Source organism: Nevskia soli DSM 19509 (genome assembly GCF_000711955.1).
GTDB lineage: Bacteria > Pseudomonadota > Gammaproteobacteria > Nevskiales > Nevskiaceae > Nevskia > Nevskia soli.
The window spans coordinates 357,728-373,461 of record NZ_JONR01000001.1 but is presented as its reverse complement, the minus strand read 5'-3'; the positions used below and the strand labels follow the sequence as shown (position 1 = coordinate 373,461).

The window sequence follows — 15,734 nt, the reverse complement described above, 5'->3', positions numbered from 1 at the left end:
GAATCATCTGTGCCTGTCGGTTCCGAGCGCTACGCGCTCTTGAACCGACCTACTCCCGCCTCCCTACGGCGGAGTGAGTTTTTCCCTGGCGATGAATTCCTGCAATCCGTTCGCGGCCGTGGCCTTGACCTTGGTGCGCAGCTTGTCGGTCCAGCCCAGCAACAAGCCGGGAAGGCCGAGCGCCTGGCGTGACCAGCGGTAGAAATCGAAGCGGTCGACGTGGCGCAGGATCAGGCCGTCGCGGAATTCGAATTCGGCGTCGATGATGTTGTGCACCTTGCGCCGGGTCATGCTGAAGCTGTACCAGGCTTCCCAGTGGGCGCGGCCGCGCGTGTCGTCGGCCTGGAGGTTGCCGAACTCCACCCGCAGATCGGTGCCGCGCACGCACAACATGCGCCACATCGCGCCGACCTGCCAGCCGTGCAGATCGAACACTTCGTCGGTGAAATGCGCCTGGCTGTGGTAGCAGGCCGCCATGGCGGCGTAGTCGCGGCGCGAGAATGCCAGATAGAAACGCTGCAGCAGTTCGACATTCGGATGCATCGCCCTTCTCCCCTGTGCCTTGACGGCTCGGACAGCCCCTGGAGGCCTTTTGTTGGCTCTTATATGTGCAGCAGCGCCTGATCCAGGCGCGGTACGGCGAACACTTCCATATCCAGCTTGACGGTGCGCCGCGGCCGGTTGGCTTCGGGCACGATGGCGCGCTTGAAGCCGTGCTTGGCCGCTTCCACCAAGCGCTCCTCGCCGTTCTGCACCGGGCGGATTTCGCCGGCCAACCCCACCTCGCCGAACACCACCATGTCGTGCGGCACCGGGCGGCCGCGGAACGAGGACAGCGCGGCCAGCAGCAGCGGCAGGTCGGCCGCTGTTTCCTGGATGCGCATGCCGCCGACGACGTTGGCGAACACATCCTGATCGGACAGGGCGATGCCGGCATGGCGATGCAGCACGGCCAGCAGCATGGCCAGCCGGTTGCCTTCAAGGCCCAGGGCGACGCGGCGCGGGTTGCCGGCCTGCGAAGCATCCACCAGCACCTGCACTTCCACCAGCAGCGGCCGGCTGCCCTGGCGCGTCACGGTGATGACGCTGCCCGGTACCGGCTGCTCATGCCGCGACAGGAACAGGGCGGAAGGATTGCTCACCTCGCGCAGGCCGCCATCGGTCATGGCGAAGACCCCCAGCTCGTTGACCGCGCCGAAGCGGTTCTTCACCGCGCGCACGATGCGGTAACGGCTGCCGACGTCGTGCTCGAAATACAACACGGTGTCGACCATGTGCTCGAGCACCCGCGGCCCGGCGATGGCGCCTTCCTTGGTGACGTGGCCGACCAGCACGATGGCGCAACCGCTGGCCTTGGCGTAGCGCACCAGTTGCGCGGTGCACTCGCGCAGCTGCGAAACCGAGCCAGGCGCGGCTTCCAGCGTATCGGTGTAGAGGGTCTGGATCGAGTCCAGCACGACGAAGCCCGGCTTGGTGCGGACCAGCGTATCGAGGATGGTCTCGAGCATGGTTTCCGCCAGCACCGGCAGGTCCAGCCGCGGCAGCCCGAGCCGGCGCGCGCGCAGGGAAACCTGGGTCAGCGATTCCTCGCCGGTGACGTAGAGCGTATCGAGGCGCCCTTCCAAGGCGGCCAGGGCCTGCAGCAGCAGGGTCGATTTGCCGATGCCGGGGTCGCCGCCGATCAGGATCACCGCGCCGGGCACGATGCCGCCGCCCAGCACCCGGTCCAGCTCGCTCAGCCCGGTGGGAATGCGCGCGGTATCCTCTTCCGCCACCTGGTCCAGCCGCTGCACCGCGCTGCTCGGCGCCACCAGGCCGGGCGCGGCGCGGCCGCGCGCCTTCGGCGCGGCCATGCCCTCGACCAGGGTGTTCCAGGCACCGCACTCGCCGCATTGTCCCGACCACTTGGGATATTCGGTCCCGCAGTTCTGGCAAAAGAACACGGTTTTGCGGGCAGCTTTGCGGGACGTGACGGACTTCTCCATAGAAACGCGATTGTCTCAGATAGGGGGCGTTGATTACCCGGAAAAACGGTAGTATGCGGGCGACAAGTGCCCGTCAACAATGTTGAATCTGGATGTGGGCGGGGAACAGCCCCCATCGACACAGCCTGCAAGTTGACGGGGGGCAGTTTCCCGTCAATTTGATTTGGCAAGCGGACGGGGACAAGAACGAAAGTCCGATGGGGATTTGAATGAAGCAAGGATTCTTTCGCTCCGACTGGTTCGCCGCGCTGGCCTTCGCGTTGGTGTTTGCCGTGGTCGCTTATCTGGCCTTCGGCAACGCATTCCAGAGCGTGGAACGTTCGGCCTACGATTTCGGGGTGAGCCACCGCAACCGCACACCGTCGGATCGCGTGGCGGTCATCGCCATCGACGATCAGAGCATCCAGAACCTGGGCCGCTGGCCCTGGCCGCGTACCCTGCACGCCCAACTGGTGGACAAGCTGCGCGCCGGCGGCGCCAAGGTCATCGGCAGCACCGTGTTCTATTCCGAGTCGGAGCAGGACGCCGGCGCTGTGGTGATCGACGACCTGGCCAAGTCGCTGCAGGCTTCGCCGCTGACGCAGCAGATCCCGGCCGAGATCGACAGCTTCAACGTCATGCTGCAGGACACCGCGCAGCACGACCGCGCCGTCGCCGGCATCGCCAAGGCCTACCGTCAGTCCTCGCTGGCCACCGACTACAGCAAGAGCATCGAAGCGTTCAGCGCCAAGCTGGATGCGGCGCGCAAACGCCTGGCCGCGGACAACTCGCTGGCGCAGTCCTTCACCGCCGCCGGTGACGTGCTGCTGCCGATGAGCTTCGAACTGGGCCGCCCGCAGGGGCGTCCGGACAAGCCCCTGCCCGATTACATCCGTCGCTTCGCCCTCAGCCACATCGTCGACCGCGTCGACGCCAAGAGCCACGGCGCAGTCCCGATCCCGACCATCAGCGTGCAGATACCGGTGCCCGAACTGGGTACCGTGGCCGCCGGCGTCGGTGCGCTCAACTCGACCCTCGACCTGGACGGCGGCATCCGCCAGGAGCCGCTCGTGCTGCAGTACTACGACGAGCTTTATCCCTCGTTGTCGCTGTTGCTGGCGGCGCAGGCATTGAACCTGAAGCCTGCCGACATCGAGGTACGCCTGGGTGAAGGCGTGGGGCTGGGCGGCCTCAACATCGGCACCGATGCCCAGTTGCGCATGTACACGCATTTCTACAACAGCCGCGACGACCAGGCGCCGTTCCCGGTGGACTCGTTCTACGATGTCTACGCCGGCAAGATTCCGGTGGAGAAGTACAAGGACAAGATCGTGCTGATCGGCGCAACCGCGCGCGGGGTCGGCACCAGCTTCCCCACTCCGGTATCCGCGGCGATGGCGCCGGTGTTGACCCTGGCGCACACCGTATCGAGCCTGCTGCAGCAGGACTACTACGCGCGCCCGTCCTGGGCCGGCTGGGCCGAGCTGGCCCTGTACCTGCTGCTGGCCGCCTACCTGGCTTTCGCGGTGCCGAAGCTGCCGGCAGTCGGTGCGGCACTGGTTACGTCCGGCCTGGTGGTGGCACTGTTCGTGGCCGAATTCGTTCTGCTCACCGGCGACGCCCTGTGGCTCAAGCTGACCACCCCGGCGCTGCTGCTGGTGTTCGGGCACCTGTTCATGACGGTGAAGAAGTTCCGCATCACCGAGAAGCTGAAGAAGAGCTCCGACGCCGAAAGCGCCGAGAGCAACAAGATGCTCGGCCTGGCCTTCCAGGGCCAGGGCCAGCTCGACATGGCGTTCGAGAAGTTCAAGCGCGTCGACAACGTCGACGACCGCCTGCTCGACCTGATGTACAACCTGGCGCTGGATTTCGAGCGCAAGCGCCAGTTCAACAAGTCCGGCGCGGTCTACGAATACATCGCCAAGCACAATCCCAAGTTCAAGGACGTGCAGGAAAAGCTGTCGCGGGCCAAGAAGATGGAAAGCACCATCATTCTCGGCGGCGGCAGCCGCGGCGGCGCCACTACCGCCGGCGGCACCCTGATCATGGGCGGCGACAACACGGTGGAAAAGCCCATGCTTGGCCGCTACCAGGTGGAGCGCGAGCTGGGCAAAGGCGCCATGGGCGTGGTCTACCTGGGCAAGGATCCGAAGATCGGCCGCATGGTGGCGATCAAGACCATGGCCCTGTCGCAGGAATTCGAGCCGGACGAACTGAAGGAAGTGAAGGAGCGCTTCTTCCGCGAGGCGGAAACCGCGGGGCGCCTGTCGCATCCCAATATCGTCTCCATCTACGATGCCGGCGAGGAGCACGATCTCGCCTACATCGCGATGGAATTCATCAAGGGTTACGACCTGGTGCGCCACACCAAGCCCAATGCCCTGCTGGAAGTGCCGGAGGTGCTCAAGATCATCGCCGACGCCGCCGACGCGCTGGACTATGCGCACGGCAACGGCGTGGTCCACCGCGACATCAAGCCGGCCAACATGATGCTGCTGACCGACACACGGGTGATCAAGGTCACCGACTTCGGCATCGCCCGCATCACCGACAGCAGCAAGACCAAGACCGGCATGGTGCTGGGCACGCCCAGCTACATGTCGCCGGAACAGTTGTCCGGCAAGAAGGTCGACGGCCGCTCCGACCTGTTCTCGCTGGGCGTGACGCTGTACCAGCTGCTCACCGGAGCGCTGCCGTTCCAGGCCGACTCGATGGCGACGCTGATGTTCAAGATCGCCAACGAGCCGCAGGCACCGGTGCTGACGCTGCGGCCGGACCTGCCGCCGGAACTCGAGGAGATCATCAGCCACGCCCTGCAGAAGCAGCTCGAGGCCCGCTACGCGGCCGGCCGTGATTTCGCGCGCGATCTGCGCGGGCTGCTCCGCTAACCCGCGGCTGTATGCCGATGGCGCTCAAGGGCAAGGTGGCGACCGCTCTGCTGACCGATGTCGGCCAGGTGCGGGACAACAACGAGGACGCCATCGCCGAGGACGGCGATATCGGCCTGCTGATTCTCGCCGACGGCATGGGCGGCTACAACGCTGGCGAGATCGCCAGCGGCATCGCCACCGCCACCGTGCTCGACGTGGTGCGGCGCGAATGGCCGAAACTGAAGCACGGTCAGGTCGACGGCGAGAGCGGCTACAGCGTGGAATCCCTGCTGCTGCGGCAGGCCCTGGAAAACGCCCACACCACCATCTACCAGGTGGCGCAGAGCCAGCCGCAGTGCGCCGGCATGGGCACCACCGCGGTGGTCTGCCTGCTCTACGACGACCGCCTGTCCATCGCCTATGCCGGCGACTCGCGCCTGTACCGGTTGCGCGGCGGCAAGCTGGAACAGATCACGCGGGACCACTCGCTGGTGGAGGAACTGGTGGCCCGCGGCCACTACTCCCGGGAGGACGCGATGCAGCTGGTGCGCCGCAACATCGTGACCCGCGCCCTGGGCGTCGAACCCACCGTGGAGGTGGACCTGATCGAGGAAGGGGTGGAGCCGGGCGACGTGGTGCTGCTGTGCTCGGACGGCCTCACCGACATGATCGACGACGAGGGGATCCGCTTAACCCTCGTGCAGTTTGCTGATAATCTCAACACCGCGGCGGAAATGCTTGTCCGCAAAGCAAATGAGCGCGGCGGCAGGGACAACGTTTCAGTGGTGCTGGCACGGGTGGACGCCGCATTTCCGCACAAGCGGCCGTGGTACGAGCGCCTGATCGAATGGTTTTGAGCATACAAATGGGAATGGGGACTGTCTGACATGGCCAAGCTGATCATTACCGACGCCGAGGGCGCGACGCGGGATTTCCCGCTGAGCAAGGAGCGCGTCAGCATCGGGCGCCATCCCGACAACGACATCAGCCTCAACGACAAGGCGGTGTCCGGCCGCCATGCCGTGGTCATCACCATCCTGCGCGACTCCTTCCTGGAAGACCTGAACAGCACCAACGGCACCCAAGTCAACGGCAAGCAGATCGCCAAGCACCCGCTGTCCAACGGCGACACCATCAGCATTGGCCGCAACACCCTGAAATACCAGTCGGAAGTCGTCGCCGGTGAGGATGACGACTTCGAGCGGACCATGATCCTGCGTCCCGGCCAGATGGGCGCGGCGTTCGAGTCCCAGGTCAACAAGGCGGCGGCGTCCGCGCCAGGTCACGAACCTCCGGCCGGCGGCAAGCCGCTGGTGGGCAAGCTGCGCGTCGCCTCCGGCCCCAACGCCGGCAAGGAACTGGAACTGACCAAGGCGCTGACCACCATCGGCCGCCCCGGCGTGCAGGTGGCGGCAATCACCCGCCGCGCCGACGGCTATTACATCGTCCACGTCGGCGGCAGCAGCGGCGGCCAGCACCCCCTGGTCAACGGCCAGGAAATCGACGCCCAGGCGCGCAAGCTGAACAACGGCGACACCATCGACCTGGTCGGCACCAAGATGACGTTCCTACTCGGCGCCTAGTACACGCCCGGCCGTAACTGCCCATCGGGGCAGTGGACGGCGTGACATAAAGCGCGGACGAAGCGGCATAGTTCCCTCCAGCCGGGGATCTTAAGCTGCGTGCACTTCAAGTCAAGGAATTCGTCATGCGCGCCCTCTACAAGCTGCTGCTCGGCTGGCCCGAACGCATCGCCCAATACCTGCTGCCGCTGGGGCCGCTGCTGGCGCGCATCGTGACGGGCTGGGTGTTCCTGTGGAGCGGTTGGGGCAAGCTCAACAACCTGCCGCAGATGATCGAGAACTTCACCAGCTGGGGTATTCCCTTTCCCCATATCCTCACCCCCTTCGTCTCCGGGGTGGAATTCTTCGGCGGCATCTTCCTGCTGCTGGGCCTGTTCACGCGCATCTCCGCCGGCGCCCTGGCGGTGACCATGATCGTGGCGATCAAGTCGGCCAAGTGGGATGACGTCGACTCGCTGGAAACCCTGCTGGGCTTCGACGAGAGCGAGTATTTCGCGCTGTTCACCTGGCTGGCCATCGCCGGTGCCGGGAAGCTGTCGCTGGACCACCTGCTGGCGCGCTGGATTGATCCGTCCAGCCAGGCGAAATAGAAACTACAGCATCTGGTGTAGGGCGGGTCCGTGACCCGCCGCTTGCCGCGACAGGCGGGTCGCAGACCCGCCCTACGGGAATCCTGGAGACGGGGCGGAGCTCTCGCCGCCCATTCAATTCCGGTGGATGAAATGGACCCGGTTGGTCAGGCCGCAGAACAGTTCGTAAGCCAGGGTGCCGGCCCAGCCGGCGACTTCCTCCGCCGGCAGCCCCGGGCCCCACAGCACCACCGTATCGCCCGCCCGGGCCTGGGGCAGGCCGCGCAGGTCGACGCTGATCATGTCCATGGAAACGCGCCCCACGATGGGCGCGCGCTTGCCGTGGATCAGCACGGGGGCTCCGGTGGGCAGGATGCGGTGCACGCCGTCGGCATACCCCACCGCCACCACGCCGACCCGCATCCGTTCCGGGCAGCGGAAGGTGGCGCCATAGCCCACTGTTTCACCAGCCTCCAGCTCATGCACCGCGATCAGGCGGCTCTCTACGCACATCGCCGGGCGCAGTCCCAGCTCGGCCCCGGTGCTGCCGCCCGGCAGGGGGCTGGCGCCGTACAGCATCAGGCCCGGCCGCACCCAGTCGACGCGCGCCTGCGGCCAGACGATGAGGCCGGCGGAATTGGCGATCGAGCGCGGCCCCGGAATGCCCTGCAAGGCCTGTTCGAAAGCCTGCACCTGCCGCTGTGTCATCGGGTTGTCGGCCTCGTCGGCACAGGCCAGGTGAGTGATCCAGCCCGCCAGGGTCCAGGCCGGGCGTGCCTGTAGTGCCGCCAGCAGTTCCGCCGCTGCCGCCAGCGGAAAGCCGAGCCGGTGCATGCCGCTGTCGAGCTTGAACCATAGGGTCAGCGGCCGCTCCTGCGGCAGGCGCCGCAGCAACTCCAGTTGCCAGAAATCGTGCACCACCACCTGCAACTGCAGCCGGGCCGCTTCTTCCGCTTCTTCCAGCGACAGCACGCCCTCGAGCAGGGTGATCGGCGCGGTCAGCGCCGCTTCGCGCAGGACCAGGGCCTCTTCCAGGCAGGCGACGGCAAAGGCATCGACGCCGGCCTGCTGCAGGGCGCGGCCAACGGACACAGCGCCATGGCCGTAGGCGTCGGCCTTGATCGCCGCCATGACTTTGGAGCCCGGCGCGTACTCGCGCACCCGCGCCAGGTTGTGGCGGATGGCAGCGAGATCGATGGTGGCGGTGACGCGGGGGGTGAAAGGGGAAGTCATTGCGGCGTAGTTTCCGGCTTCCTGCTCCCGGTTTCCAGAGATGCAGCCGGGTTATTTGTTCCCTGAAAACCGGGAATCGGGTTATTACCGGAAACTGCTTCAGTTGTTGTAGGCGTATTCCGGCGCCAGGTTGTCGAAGCGCGTGTACTTGCCGAGGAAGGCGGTCTTGACCTTGCCGGTGGGGCCGCTACGCTGCTTGGCGATGATGATCTCGGCGGTGCCTGGGGCCAGCGATTCCTTGTTGTGGTAATCGTCGCGATAGACGAACAGCACCACATCTGCGTCCTGTTCGATGGAGCCCGATTCGCGCAGGTCCGACATGATCGGGCGCTTGTCGGTACGGCTTTCGAGCGTGCGCGACAGCTGCGACAGGGCGATGATCGGCACCTTCAGTTCCTTCGCCAGCGCCTTCAGCGAGCGTGAAATCTCGGAGATCTCGTTGGTTCGGTTCTCGCGATTGTTCGGCACCTGCATCAGCTGGATGTAATCGACCACGATCAGGGCCAGCGGGTGCTTGGCCGCGAGGCGGCGGGCGCGGCCGGCGAGTTCCTGCGGCGACAGCGAGCCGGTTTCATCGATGAACAGGGGCGCTTCGCGCAGCAGGCCGCTGGCCGAGACCAGGCGGCTCCAGTCGTGATCCTCGAGGTGGCCGCTGCGCAGCGCCTGCTGGTCGATGCGTCCGAACGAGGACAGCACGCGCAGGGCCAGCTGCTCGGCGGACATTTCCATGCTGAACACCACCGTCGGCAGCTTGCGCTCGATGGCGACGTGCTCGGCGATGTTCATGGCGAAACTGGTCTTGCCCATGCCGGGACGGCCGCCGACGATGATCAGGTCGGCTTCGTGCATGCCCTGGGTCATCTTGTCGAGTTCGATGAACCCGGTCGGCGTGCCGGCGAAGGCGTCCGGATTGGCGCGCAGGCGTTCGAGGCGGTCCTCGATGGCGTCCATCAGGACCGGCATGCCCTTGACCTGGCTCGCCGCCTTGCTGCCGCGCGCGCGGATGGCGAAGATCTGCTGCTCGGCGACGTCGATCAGGGTGCCGGAGTGGCGGCCGGCCGGCTGGTAGCCGAGTTCGGCCACATCCTGGCCGGTGGCGATGAGGGCGCGCAGCACCGAGCGCTCGCGGACGATCTCGGCGTAGGCCTTGACGTTGGCGGCGCTGGGCGTGTCGGCGGCCAGGGTGCCGAGGTAGGACACGCCGCCGGCATCGTCCAGCTTGTTCTGCTGCCGCAGGTGTTCGGACAGGGTGACGAAATCGCAGGGCTTGCCCTGCCCCATCAGCTCGCCGATGGCGCGGAAGATCACCCGATGATCCTGGGTGTAGAAATCTTCTTCCGAGACCTGATCGACCAGGTCGTACCAGGCACGGTTGTTGAGCAGCAGGCCGCCCAGCACCGACTGTTCCGCTTCCATCGAATGCGGCGGCTGCTTGGGGCTGGGCGCGAGCTTGCCCTGTCCGCCGCCGAGCGTTACAGGTTGTAGTGGGGTAGCCATGAAGCTGCGATTAGATACCTTTGTCGTTGCGGGTGCGCTGGAACGGACGGTGGAATCGACGCCCTATAAGCCTGTGCGGCAGCGGTGGAAAAGTCCTGGAACACACTGTGTATAAGTTCGCCCCGAACGGCAAGTGCCCGGCAGTCGGGACGACATGGCCAGATCCAGCGGACTCTCTCTGGAAAACGGATAAACATTCGTACAAATAAGCACTTGCGCTTATGCCGGACGCGCGGAGAAACCGCCGCCCGGCGATCCATGCGGACAAAAAAAAGCCCGCCGAAGCGGGCCATTTTCTGTAAGGCCGCTGCGTAAGGACCTAGCCCTTCTCTTCCTCGACCACCACGGTGAGGGCGACTTCGACCTCGGTGTGGAGACGGGCGACGATCGTGTAGGTGCCGATGGTGCGAATGGCTCCATCGGGCATGTCGATCTCGCTCTTCTTCAGATCGAGCTTCTGGGCGTCGGCGGCACGGGAGATCTCGTTCGGGCCGACCGAGCCGTACAGCTTGCCTTCCTCGGCGGCCAGGGCGCGGACCTTGATGACCACGCCGGCCAGCTTCTCGGCGCGCAGCTTGGCGCCGTTGAGCGAGTCGTTGGCCTTCTTCACCAGCTCGGCCTTGCGCTCTTCGAACACCTTGCGGTTGCCTTCGGTGGCGGACAACGCCTTGCCCTGCGGCAACAGGAAGTTGCGGCCGTAGCCGGACTTGACCTTGACGGTATCGCCGAGGTCGCCGAGGTTCTTCACCTTCTGGAGCAGAATCAGTTCCATCGTGGTTCTCCTGGCTTACTCGTGACGGTCGGTGTACGGCAGCAGCGACAGGTAGCGGGCGCGCTTGATGGCGACGGCCAGCTGGCGCTGATAGCGGGTACGCGTGCCGGTGATGCGGCTCGGCACGATCTTGCCGTTCTCGGCGACGTACTGCTTGAGGGTGGCGAGGTCCTTGTAGTCGATCTCGACCACGCCCTCAGCGGTGAACTTGCAGGACTTCTTCTTGCGGAAAAAACGGGCCATGGCTTAGACCTCCTCGGTGGCGGCTGCGGGCTCGGCGTCGGCGGACTCGCCGGCATCGCCATCGGCGGAATCGGACGAGCGGGACTTGTACTCCGGCTTCTTGTCTTCTTCCGGCACCTTGAACAGCGGCGACTGCTCGGTCTCGCCGGCTTCCTTGCGGATGACCAGCTTGCGGATCACCGCGTCGTTGAAGCGGAAGGCGCTTTCCAGTTCCTTCAGCACGGCGTCGGAGCATTCGACGTTGAGCAGCACGTAGTGCGCCTTGTGCAGCTTGGCAACCGGGTAGGCCAGCTGGCGGCGGCCCCAGTCTTCCATACGGTGGACCTTGCCGCCGTCGGATTCAACCATAGCCTTGTAACGCTCGATCATGGCCGGGACCTGTTCGCTCTGGTCCGGGTGCACCATGACCACAATCTCGTAGTGACGCATGTAGTCTCCTTGTGGATGATGGAGCCTGGTCGGAAAACCGGGCTCCGGTCAGTCCCCCGTGACGTAACCGGTGGGACAAGTTTTCCCCGGCATGGGCCGAGTAATGACTCAAGTTTTTCCGGCCAAGGCCGGAAAAACGGCTTCACGGGTCAAAGCGACCCGAAAGGGGGCGGATTTTACGCGAAGCGGCGGCGCGACGCAAATACCTGCTTTGGCTGGAATTTTGGCCGCTGCAAGCAACCCTGCCACGGCTCAGGGGCCGAGGGCGCAGCATTGCGGATTGGACAGCAGTTCCCGCGTCCGCGCATCGGCCTGGGCCAGGTCGGCGGGGCGCATGCGGCTGCGCAGGTCGGCCAGCATGGCGTCGAAGCGCTTCTGCTCGCCGGCGGCCTCGAACACCTGGTCCAGGGCACTGAAGCTGGCGTAGGCCTCGACGTTGTTCTGCGGCAGCACATCGCCCTCCGCGTACCAGGAGCCGAAGGTCCACAGGGCGGTCGCGCTGCCCTCGTCCCTTGCCCGCCCGAGGTAGTCGACCGCCTCCTGGTCCAGCCCCTCCTGCTTGGCCCGCTGCTCAGGGCTGCATTCGGAGATGTACTGGCAATACTCCCCCTGCGGCAGATGCAGCGGCAGGTCGAGCTGGGCTTCCATCAGGCCGGCGTCCGCGGCCTGCTTCATCCAGTCGCGATACTGGCCGCGCTCCTCGGCCGGCACCCCGTCGCATTCCTGGTAGCGGCGCCGCAAGGTCCGTTCCTCGTTGGCGGGATCGTCGACGTCCCAACCGCCGCGGCGGCGCGTTTCGTAGGTGTGTTCGATGGTCTGTTCCAGGCCGGCCTTGTCCGCGGGTACATCGCGGCATTCGTAGAGCAACAGGCCGAGGCGGTATTGCGCCGGCCGGTCGCCGGCCTTGGCCGCCGGTTCCAGTTCGGCATAGGCCGGCCCGTAAGGCGGCGCCGGGACGCTGAGACGAGGCCGGCGCTGCAGGCGGATGGTGACGCCGGAAGCCGACACCACCTCTTTCACGGTGATTTGCGCGGGCTTCGGCGCCGGATTTGCCGCCGCCGGGCTCGTCTGGACGACCGTGGCCGCCTGTGGATGGGGGCCCGCGCCGCTATCGGTGCCGCCGAACCAGTACCAGGCTCCGAGCAAGGCGGCCCCCAGGGCCGCCAGCGGGAGGAGCCGGCGTCTCCGCATCAGCTGCGCTGACGGAACGCTTCGTACAGGCACACCGCCGCCGCCACCGAAACGTTGAGGCTCTCGATGCGCCCGACCATCGGGATGCGCGCCAGGCGGTCGCAGGTTTCGGCGGTGAGCCGGCGCAGGCCTTCCGCCTCGCCGCCCATCACCAGCACCAGGGGACCGGTGAAGTCGATGTCGTAGATCGACTCTTCCGCCTCCCCCGCCAGCCCGGTGATCCAGTAGCCGAGCCCCTTGAGCTTTTCCAGGGTGCGGGTGAGGTTGGTGACGGCGACCACCGGCACGCGCTCGGCGGAGCCGGCGGCGGCCATGCGCACGGCCGGGGTGAGGCCCACGGCACGATCCTTGGGAATGATGATGGCGGAAACACCCACCGCTTCGGCGCTGCGCAGGCAGGCGCCGAGGTTGTGCGGATCCTGCACGCCGTCCAGCGCCAGGATCATGCGGTCGGCGGTGGCCGGCACGTCCAGCACGTCCTCGCCCACCACGCCCGCCGCCTCGATCGCCGCCAGCACCCCCTGGTGCTTCAGCCCCGGGGCATACAGATCCAGCGTGTCGCGCCCGACGTTGCGCACGGTGACCTTGGCCTTGGCCGCGATCTCCAGCATGCGCTGCGCGCGCTGGTCCTTGCGCGTATCCGACAGCAGGATCTCACGCGGTTTGCGCTCACCATCTTCCAGCGCGGCGATCACCGCGTGGAACCCACCGATATAAGTTTCAGCCATGGGCGGATTTTAGCGGCAAGCCCGTCCTCAATGCTTTTTCGGCTTGCTGCCGCCCTCGCCGCCGGACTTGCCCCTGGACGGCCCGCCGGACTGGCCCTTGCCACGCTGGCCGGGCTTGCCCTGCCCCTGCGGCGCGCGATCGGACTTGCCGGATTTGCCGCCCCGGTCGCCGCCGCCTCTGTCGCCGCCACCACGGTTCTGACCGCCCCTGCCCGGTGCGCCGCGACCCTGGCCACGGCCCTGTGCGTCTCCCGCCGTGTTGCCGCGGCCCGCGCCGCCGCCGGCGTTGGAGATTTCCAGGTCGATCTTGCGCTCGTCGAGGCTGACGCGGACCACGCGCACGCGCAGGCGCTCGCCCAGGGCGTAGACCTTCTTGCTGCGGCTGCCGACCAGGCGCTGGTGGCGCGCGTCGAACTCGAAGAAGTCGTCCTGCAGGTTGGAGACGTGCACCATGCCTTCGATGTACAGGCCTTCCAGCTCGATGAACAGGCCGAAGGAGGCGACGCTGGTGATGACGCCGGCGAATTCCGCGCCGACGTGGTGGCGCATGAACTCGCACTTGAGCCAGGTGGAGACGTCGCGGGTGGCGTCGTCGGCGCGGCGCTCGGCCATCGAGCAGTGCGTGCCCAGCGTTTCCATCTGCTGCAGGGTGTATTCGAAGGTCTTGGGCTTGCCCTTCAGCAGCACGTGCTTGATCGCCCGGTGCAGCAGCAGATCCGGATAACGGCGGATCGGCGAGGTGAAGTGGGCGTAGTGGGTCAGCGCCAGGCCGAAATGGCCGGTGTTCTGCGGGCTGTAGCGGGCCTGCATCAGGGAGCGCAGCATCACGCTCTGCACCAGGCCGGCATCCTCGCGGCCCTTGAGCTGGCTCAGGGTCTTGGCGTAGTCGGCACCCTGCGGCGTGGACCCGCCGGACAGGCTCAGGCCGCGGCCGGCGAGGAATTCACGCAGCAGCGCCACCTTGTCGCCGTCGGGCTCGGCATGGACGCGGTACAGCGCCGGCATCTCGTGCTTCTCCACCAGCTTGGCCGACTCGACGTTGGCCGCGATCATGCACTCCTCGATCAGGCGGTGGGCGACGTTGCGCTTGACCGGCACGATCTTCTCGATCTTGCGCTCGCTGCCGAACACGATCTTGGTCTCGGTGCCTTCGAAGTCGATGGCGCCGCGCTTCTCGCGCGCGGCGAACAGCGCGTCGAACACGCCCTTGAGGGTCTGCAGCGGCTTGACCAGCTCGGGCCGCTCCTGCGCCTGCGGGCCCTTGGGGTTTTCGAGGATTTCGGCGACGTCGTCGTAGATCAGCCGCGCATGCGAGCGCATCACCGCTTCGTAGAACTTGGACTTGCCGATCTCGCCGCTCTTGCTGACGCGCATCTCGCACACCATGCACAGGCGGTCGACCTGCGGGTTGATCGAGCACAGGCCGTTGGAGAGGGCCTCGGGCAGCATCGGGATGACGTTCTCGGGGAAGTACACCGAGGTGCCGCGATTCTGCGCCTCGGCGTCCAGCGCAGTGCCCGGCCGCACGTAGGCGGAGACGTCGGCGATGGCGACCCACAGCTTCCAGCCGCCGCCCTTGAGGCCGTGCACGGTTTCGGCGTAGACCGCGTCGTCGAAGTCGCGGGCGTCGGCGCCGTCGATGGTCATCAGGCCAAGCTTGCGGATGTCGACGCGGCCTTCCATCTGCTCCGGCTGCACCGTCGGCTTGTAGGCCGCGGCTTCGCGTTCCACCGCCTCGGGCCATTCGAACGGCAGCTTGTGGGCGCGGATCGCGGCCTGGATTTCCATGCCCGGCGCCATGTGCTCGCCAAGCACTTCGATCACCCTGCCGACCGGCAGGGAGCGGTCTCCCGGCGGGGTCACCAGCTCGGCCACCACCATCTGGCCTTCCGTGGCGCCGCCGCGGTCGGCGGCGGGAACGATGAGTTCGGGGTGGCGCGGATTGCTCGGGATCACGGTGAATACCGGCGATCCCGCGCTCTGGTTGACATGGAGGCGGCCGACCACGGTGGTGGTGCCGCGCTCGATCACTTCCATCAGGGTGCCTTCGCGGCGGCCGCGGGCATCGGTCTCGGTGACGCGCACGCGGGCGCGGTCGCCGTGCATCAGGCCGCGCATCTGCTTGGGCGGCAGGAACACGTCCGGGCCGCCGGATTCGGAAGCGAGGAAGCCGTAGCCGTCGCGGTGCACGCTGACCTTGCCCTCGACCGTGTTCGGCGGCGGCGTCTTCACCGCCTCCTGGCCGGTGGCGCGGTAAGCGCCGCGGCGGTCGACCGGAAACAGCTGGCCCTCGCGCGTCATGGCCACCAGGCGCTTGATGAAGGCTTCCTGCTCGTTCAGCTTCTTCAGCCCGAAATGGGCGATCAGCTCGTCCAGGGTCAGCGGCTCGGCGCTCTCTTCCAGGGTGCTGAGGATCAGGTTGCGGCTGGGCAGCGGGTTGGCATAGCGGGCGGACTCGGACGCATGGTCCGGATCGCTGGCGCGCCAGTCGCCTTCAACCCCGCGGGCCTTGACGCCGGGCGGGTGCTGGCCCCTGGGGCCGGATTTCTGGGACGGAAACTGCGGCTCCGTCTTGTCGTTATGCTCTTGACGCCTGTTTTTCTTGTTTCTTTTCATTTTCATTGACAAACCCTGGCTGCGCCTTTAGTCTGCGCA

14 protein-coding genes are annotated in these 15,734 nt (G+C 66.4%); 4 read left to right on the top strand and 10 right to left on the bottom strand.

All coding sequences use genetic code 11. The annotated features are described in order from the left end of the window. Positions 1-63: 63 nt before the first annotated feature. Both BP26_RS0101705 and radA read right to left on the bottom strand, forming a co-directional pair. The gene (locus BP26_RS0101705) at positions 64-543 is read right to left on the bottom strand and encodes a nuclear transport factor 2 family protein (protein ID WP_029918850.1); all 480 of its coding nucleotides are present in this window, start codon (positions 541-543) and stop codon (positions 64-66) included. A 59-nt stretch (positions 544-602) separates the two neighbouring features. Next, on the bottom strand, positions 603-1,985 hold the full coding sequence (gene radA, locus BP26_RS0101700) for a DNA repair protein RadA (RefSeq protein WP_029918849.1): 1,383 nt from the start codon (positions 1,983-1,985) through the stop codon (positions 603-605). A gap of 209 nt (positions 1,986-2,194) precedes the next feature. Here radA and BP26_RS0101690 point away from each other — a divergent pair, with 209 nt between their 5' ends. The 4 genes from BP26_RS0101690 to BP26_RS0101675 all read left to right on the top strand — a co-directional run bounded on the left by BP26_RS0101690 (position 2,195) and on the right by BP26_RS0101675 (position 7,007). Then, positions 2,195-4,852: a CHASE2 domain-containing serine/threonine-protein kinase gene (locus BP26_RS0101690; RefSeq protein WP_029918848.1), complete on the top strand. Its 2,658-nt coding sequence runs from the start codon at positions 2,195-2,197 to the stop codon at positions 4,850-4,852. 11 nt (positions 4,853-4,863) lie between these two features. Beyond that, complete coding sequence (locus tag BP26_RS0101685) at positions 4,864-5,691, top strand: Stp1/IreP family PP2C-type Ser/Thr phosphatase (RefSeq protein WP_211254794.1); 828 nt, start codon at positions 4,864-4,866, stop codon at positions 5,689-5,691. A 30-nt stretch (positions 5,692-5,721) separates the two neighbouring features. Further along, positions 5,722-6,417: an FHA domain-containing protein gene (locus tag BP26_RS0101680; RefSeq protein ID WP_029918846.1), complete on the top strand. Its 696-nt coding sequence runs from the start codon at positions 5,722-5,724 to the stop codon at positions 6,415-6,417. Between the two features lie 125 nt (positions 6,418-6,542). Further along, positions 6,543-7,007 (top strand): DoxX family protein, encoded by a 465-nt coding sequence (locus BP26_RS0101675; RefSeq protein WP_029918845.1) that lies wholly within the window; start codon positions 6,543-6,545, stop codon positions 7,005-7,007. A gap of 114 nt (positions 7,008-7,121) precedes the next feature. On the opposite strand, the gene alr is transcribed toward BP26_RS0101675, so the two are convergent. The 8 genes from alr to rnr form a co-directional block, all read right to left on the bottom strand. Next, complete coding sequence (gene alr / locus BP26_RS0101670; protein WP_029918844.1) at positions 7,122-8,219, bottom strand: alanine racemase; 1,098 nt, start codon at positions 8,217-8,219, stop codon at positions 7,122-7,124. Positions 8,220-8,318: 99 nt separating this feature from the next. After that, entirely contained in the window at positions 8,319-9,716 is a 1,398-nt protein-coding gene (dnaB, locus tag BP26_RS0101665) for a replicative DNA helicase (RefSeq protein ID WP_051748031.1), read from the bottom strand. A gap of 319 nt (positions 9,717-10,035) precedes the next feature. Further along, entirely contained in the window at positions 10,036-10,488 is a 453-nt protein-coding gene (gene rplI, locus BP26_RS0101660; protein ID WP_029918842.1) for a 50S ribosomal protein L9, read from the bottom strand. Between the two features lie 15 nt (positions 10,489-10,503). Further along, positions 10,504-10,731 carry a 30S ribosomal protein S18 gene (gene rpsR, locus BP26_RS0101655; protein ID WP_029918841.1) on the bottom strand — a complete coding sequence of 76 codons (228 nt, stop codon included), beginning with the start codon at positions 10,729-10,731 and terminating at the stop codon, positions 10,504-10,506. A 3-nt stretch (positions 10,732-10,734) separates the two neighbouring features. Then, on the bottom strand, positions 10,735-11,160 hold the full coding sequence (gene rpsF / locus BP26_RS0101650) for a 30S ribosomal protein S6 (protein WP_029918840.1): 426 nt from the start codon (positions 11,158-11,160) through the stop codon (positions 10,735-10,737). Positions 11,161-11,412: 252 nt separating this feature from the next. Beyond that, positions 11,413-12,306, bottom strand: a complete 894-nt coding sequence (locus BP26_RS0101645; RefSeq protein WP_157572305.1) for an SEL1-like repeat protein — start codon at positions 12,304-12,306, stop codon at positions 11,413-11,415. A 44-nt stretch (positions 12,307-12,350) separates the two neighbouring features. Beyond that, positions 12,351-13,079: a 23S rRNA (guanosine(2251)-2'-O)-methyltransferase RlmB gene (gene rlmB / locus BP26_RS0101640; protein WP_029918838.1), complete on the bottom strand. Its 729-nt coding sequence runs from the start codon at positions 13,077-13,079 to the stop codon at positions 12,351-12,353. Between the two features lie 27 nt (positions 13,080-13,106). Then, positions 13,107-15,701 carry a ribonuclease R gene (gene rnr, locus BP26_RS0101635; RefSeq protein WP_245611671.1) on the bottom strand — a complete coding sequence of 865 codons (2,595 nt, stop codon included), beginning with the start codon at positions 15,699-15,701 and terminating at the stop codon, positions 13,107-13,109. Positions 15,702-15,734 lie beyond the last annotated feature (33 nt).

Coding starts and splice junctions, on each gene's coding strand:
- BP26_RS0101705 (WP_029918850.1), bottom strand. CDS start 543: ATGCATCCGAATGTCGAACTGCTGCAGCGTTTCTATCTGGCATTCTCG.
- radA (WP_029918849.1), bottom strand. CDS start 1,985: ATGGAGAAGTCCGTCACGTCCCGCAAAGCTGCCCGCAAAACCGTGTTC.
- BP26_RS0101690 (WP_029918848.1), top strand. CDS start 2,195: ATGAAGCAAGGATTCTTTCGCTCCGACTGGTTCGCCGCGCTGGCCTTC.
- BP26_RS0101685 (WP_211254794.1), top strand. CDS start 4,864: ATGCCGATGGCGCTCAAGGGCAAGGTGGCGACCGCTCTGCTGACCGAT.
- BP26_RS0101680 (WP_029918846.1), top strand. CDS start 5,722: ATGGCCAAGCTGATCATTACCGACGCCGAGGGCGCGACGCGGGATTTC.
- BP26_RS0101675 (WP_029918845.1), top strand. CDS start 6,543: ATGCGCGCCCTCTACAAGCTGCTGCTCGGCTGGCCCGAACGCATCGCC.
- alr (WP_029918844.1), bottom strand. CDS start 8,219: ATGACTTCCCCTTTCACCCCCCGCGTCACCGCCACCATCGATCTCGCT.
- dnaB (WP_051748031.1), bottom strand. CDS start 9,716: ATGGCTACCCCACTACAACCTGTAACGCTCGGCGGCGGACAGGGCAAG.
- rplI (WP_029918842.1), bottom strand. CDS start 10,488: ATGGAACTGATTCTGCTCCAGAAGGTGAAGAACCTCGGCGACCTCGGC.
- rpsR (WP_029918841.1), bottom strand. CDS start 10,731: ATGGCCCGTTTTTTCCGCAAGAAGAAGTCCTGCAAGTTCACCGCTGAG.
- rpsF (WP_029918840.1), bottom strand. CDS start 11,160: ATGCGTCACTACGAGATTGTGGTCATGGTGCACCCGGACCAGAGCGAA.
- rlmB (WP_029918838.1), bottom strand. CDS start 13,079: ATGGCTGAAACTTATATCGGTGGGTTCCACGCGGTGATCGCCGCGCTG.
- rnr (WP_245611671.1), bottom strand. CDS start 15,701: ATGAAAATGAAAAGAAACAAGAAAAACAGGCGTCAAGAGCATAACGAC.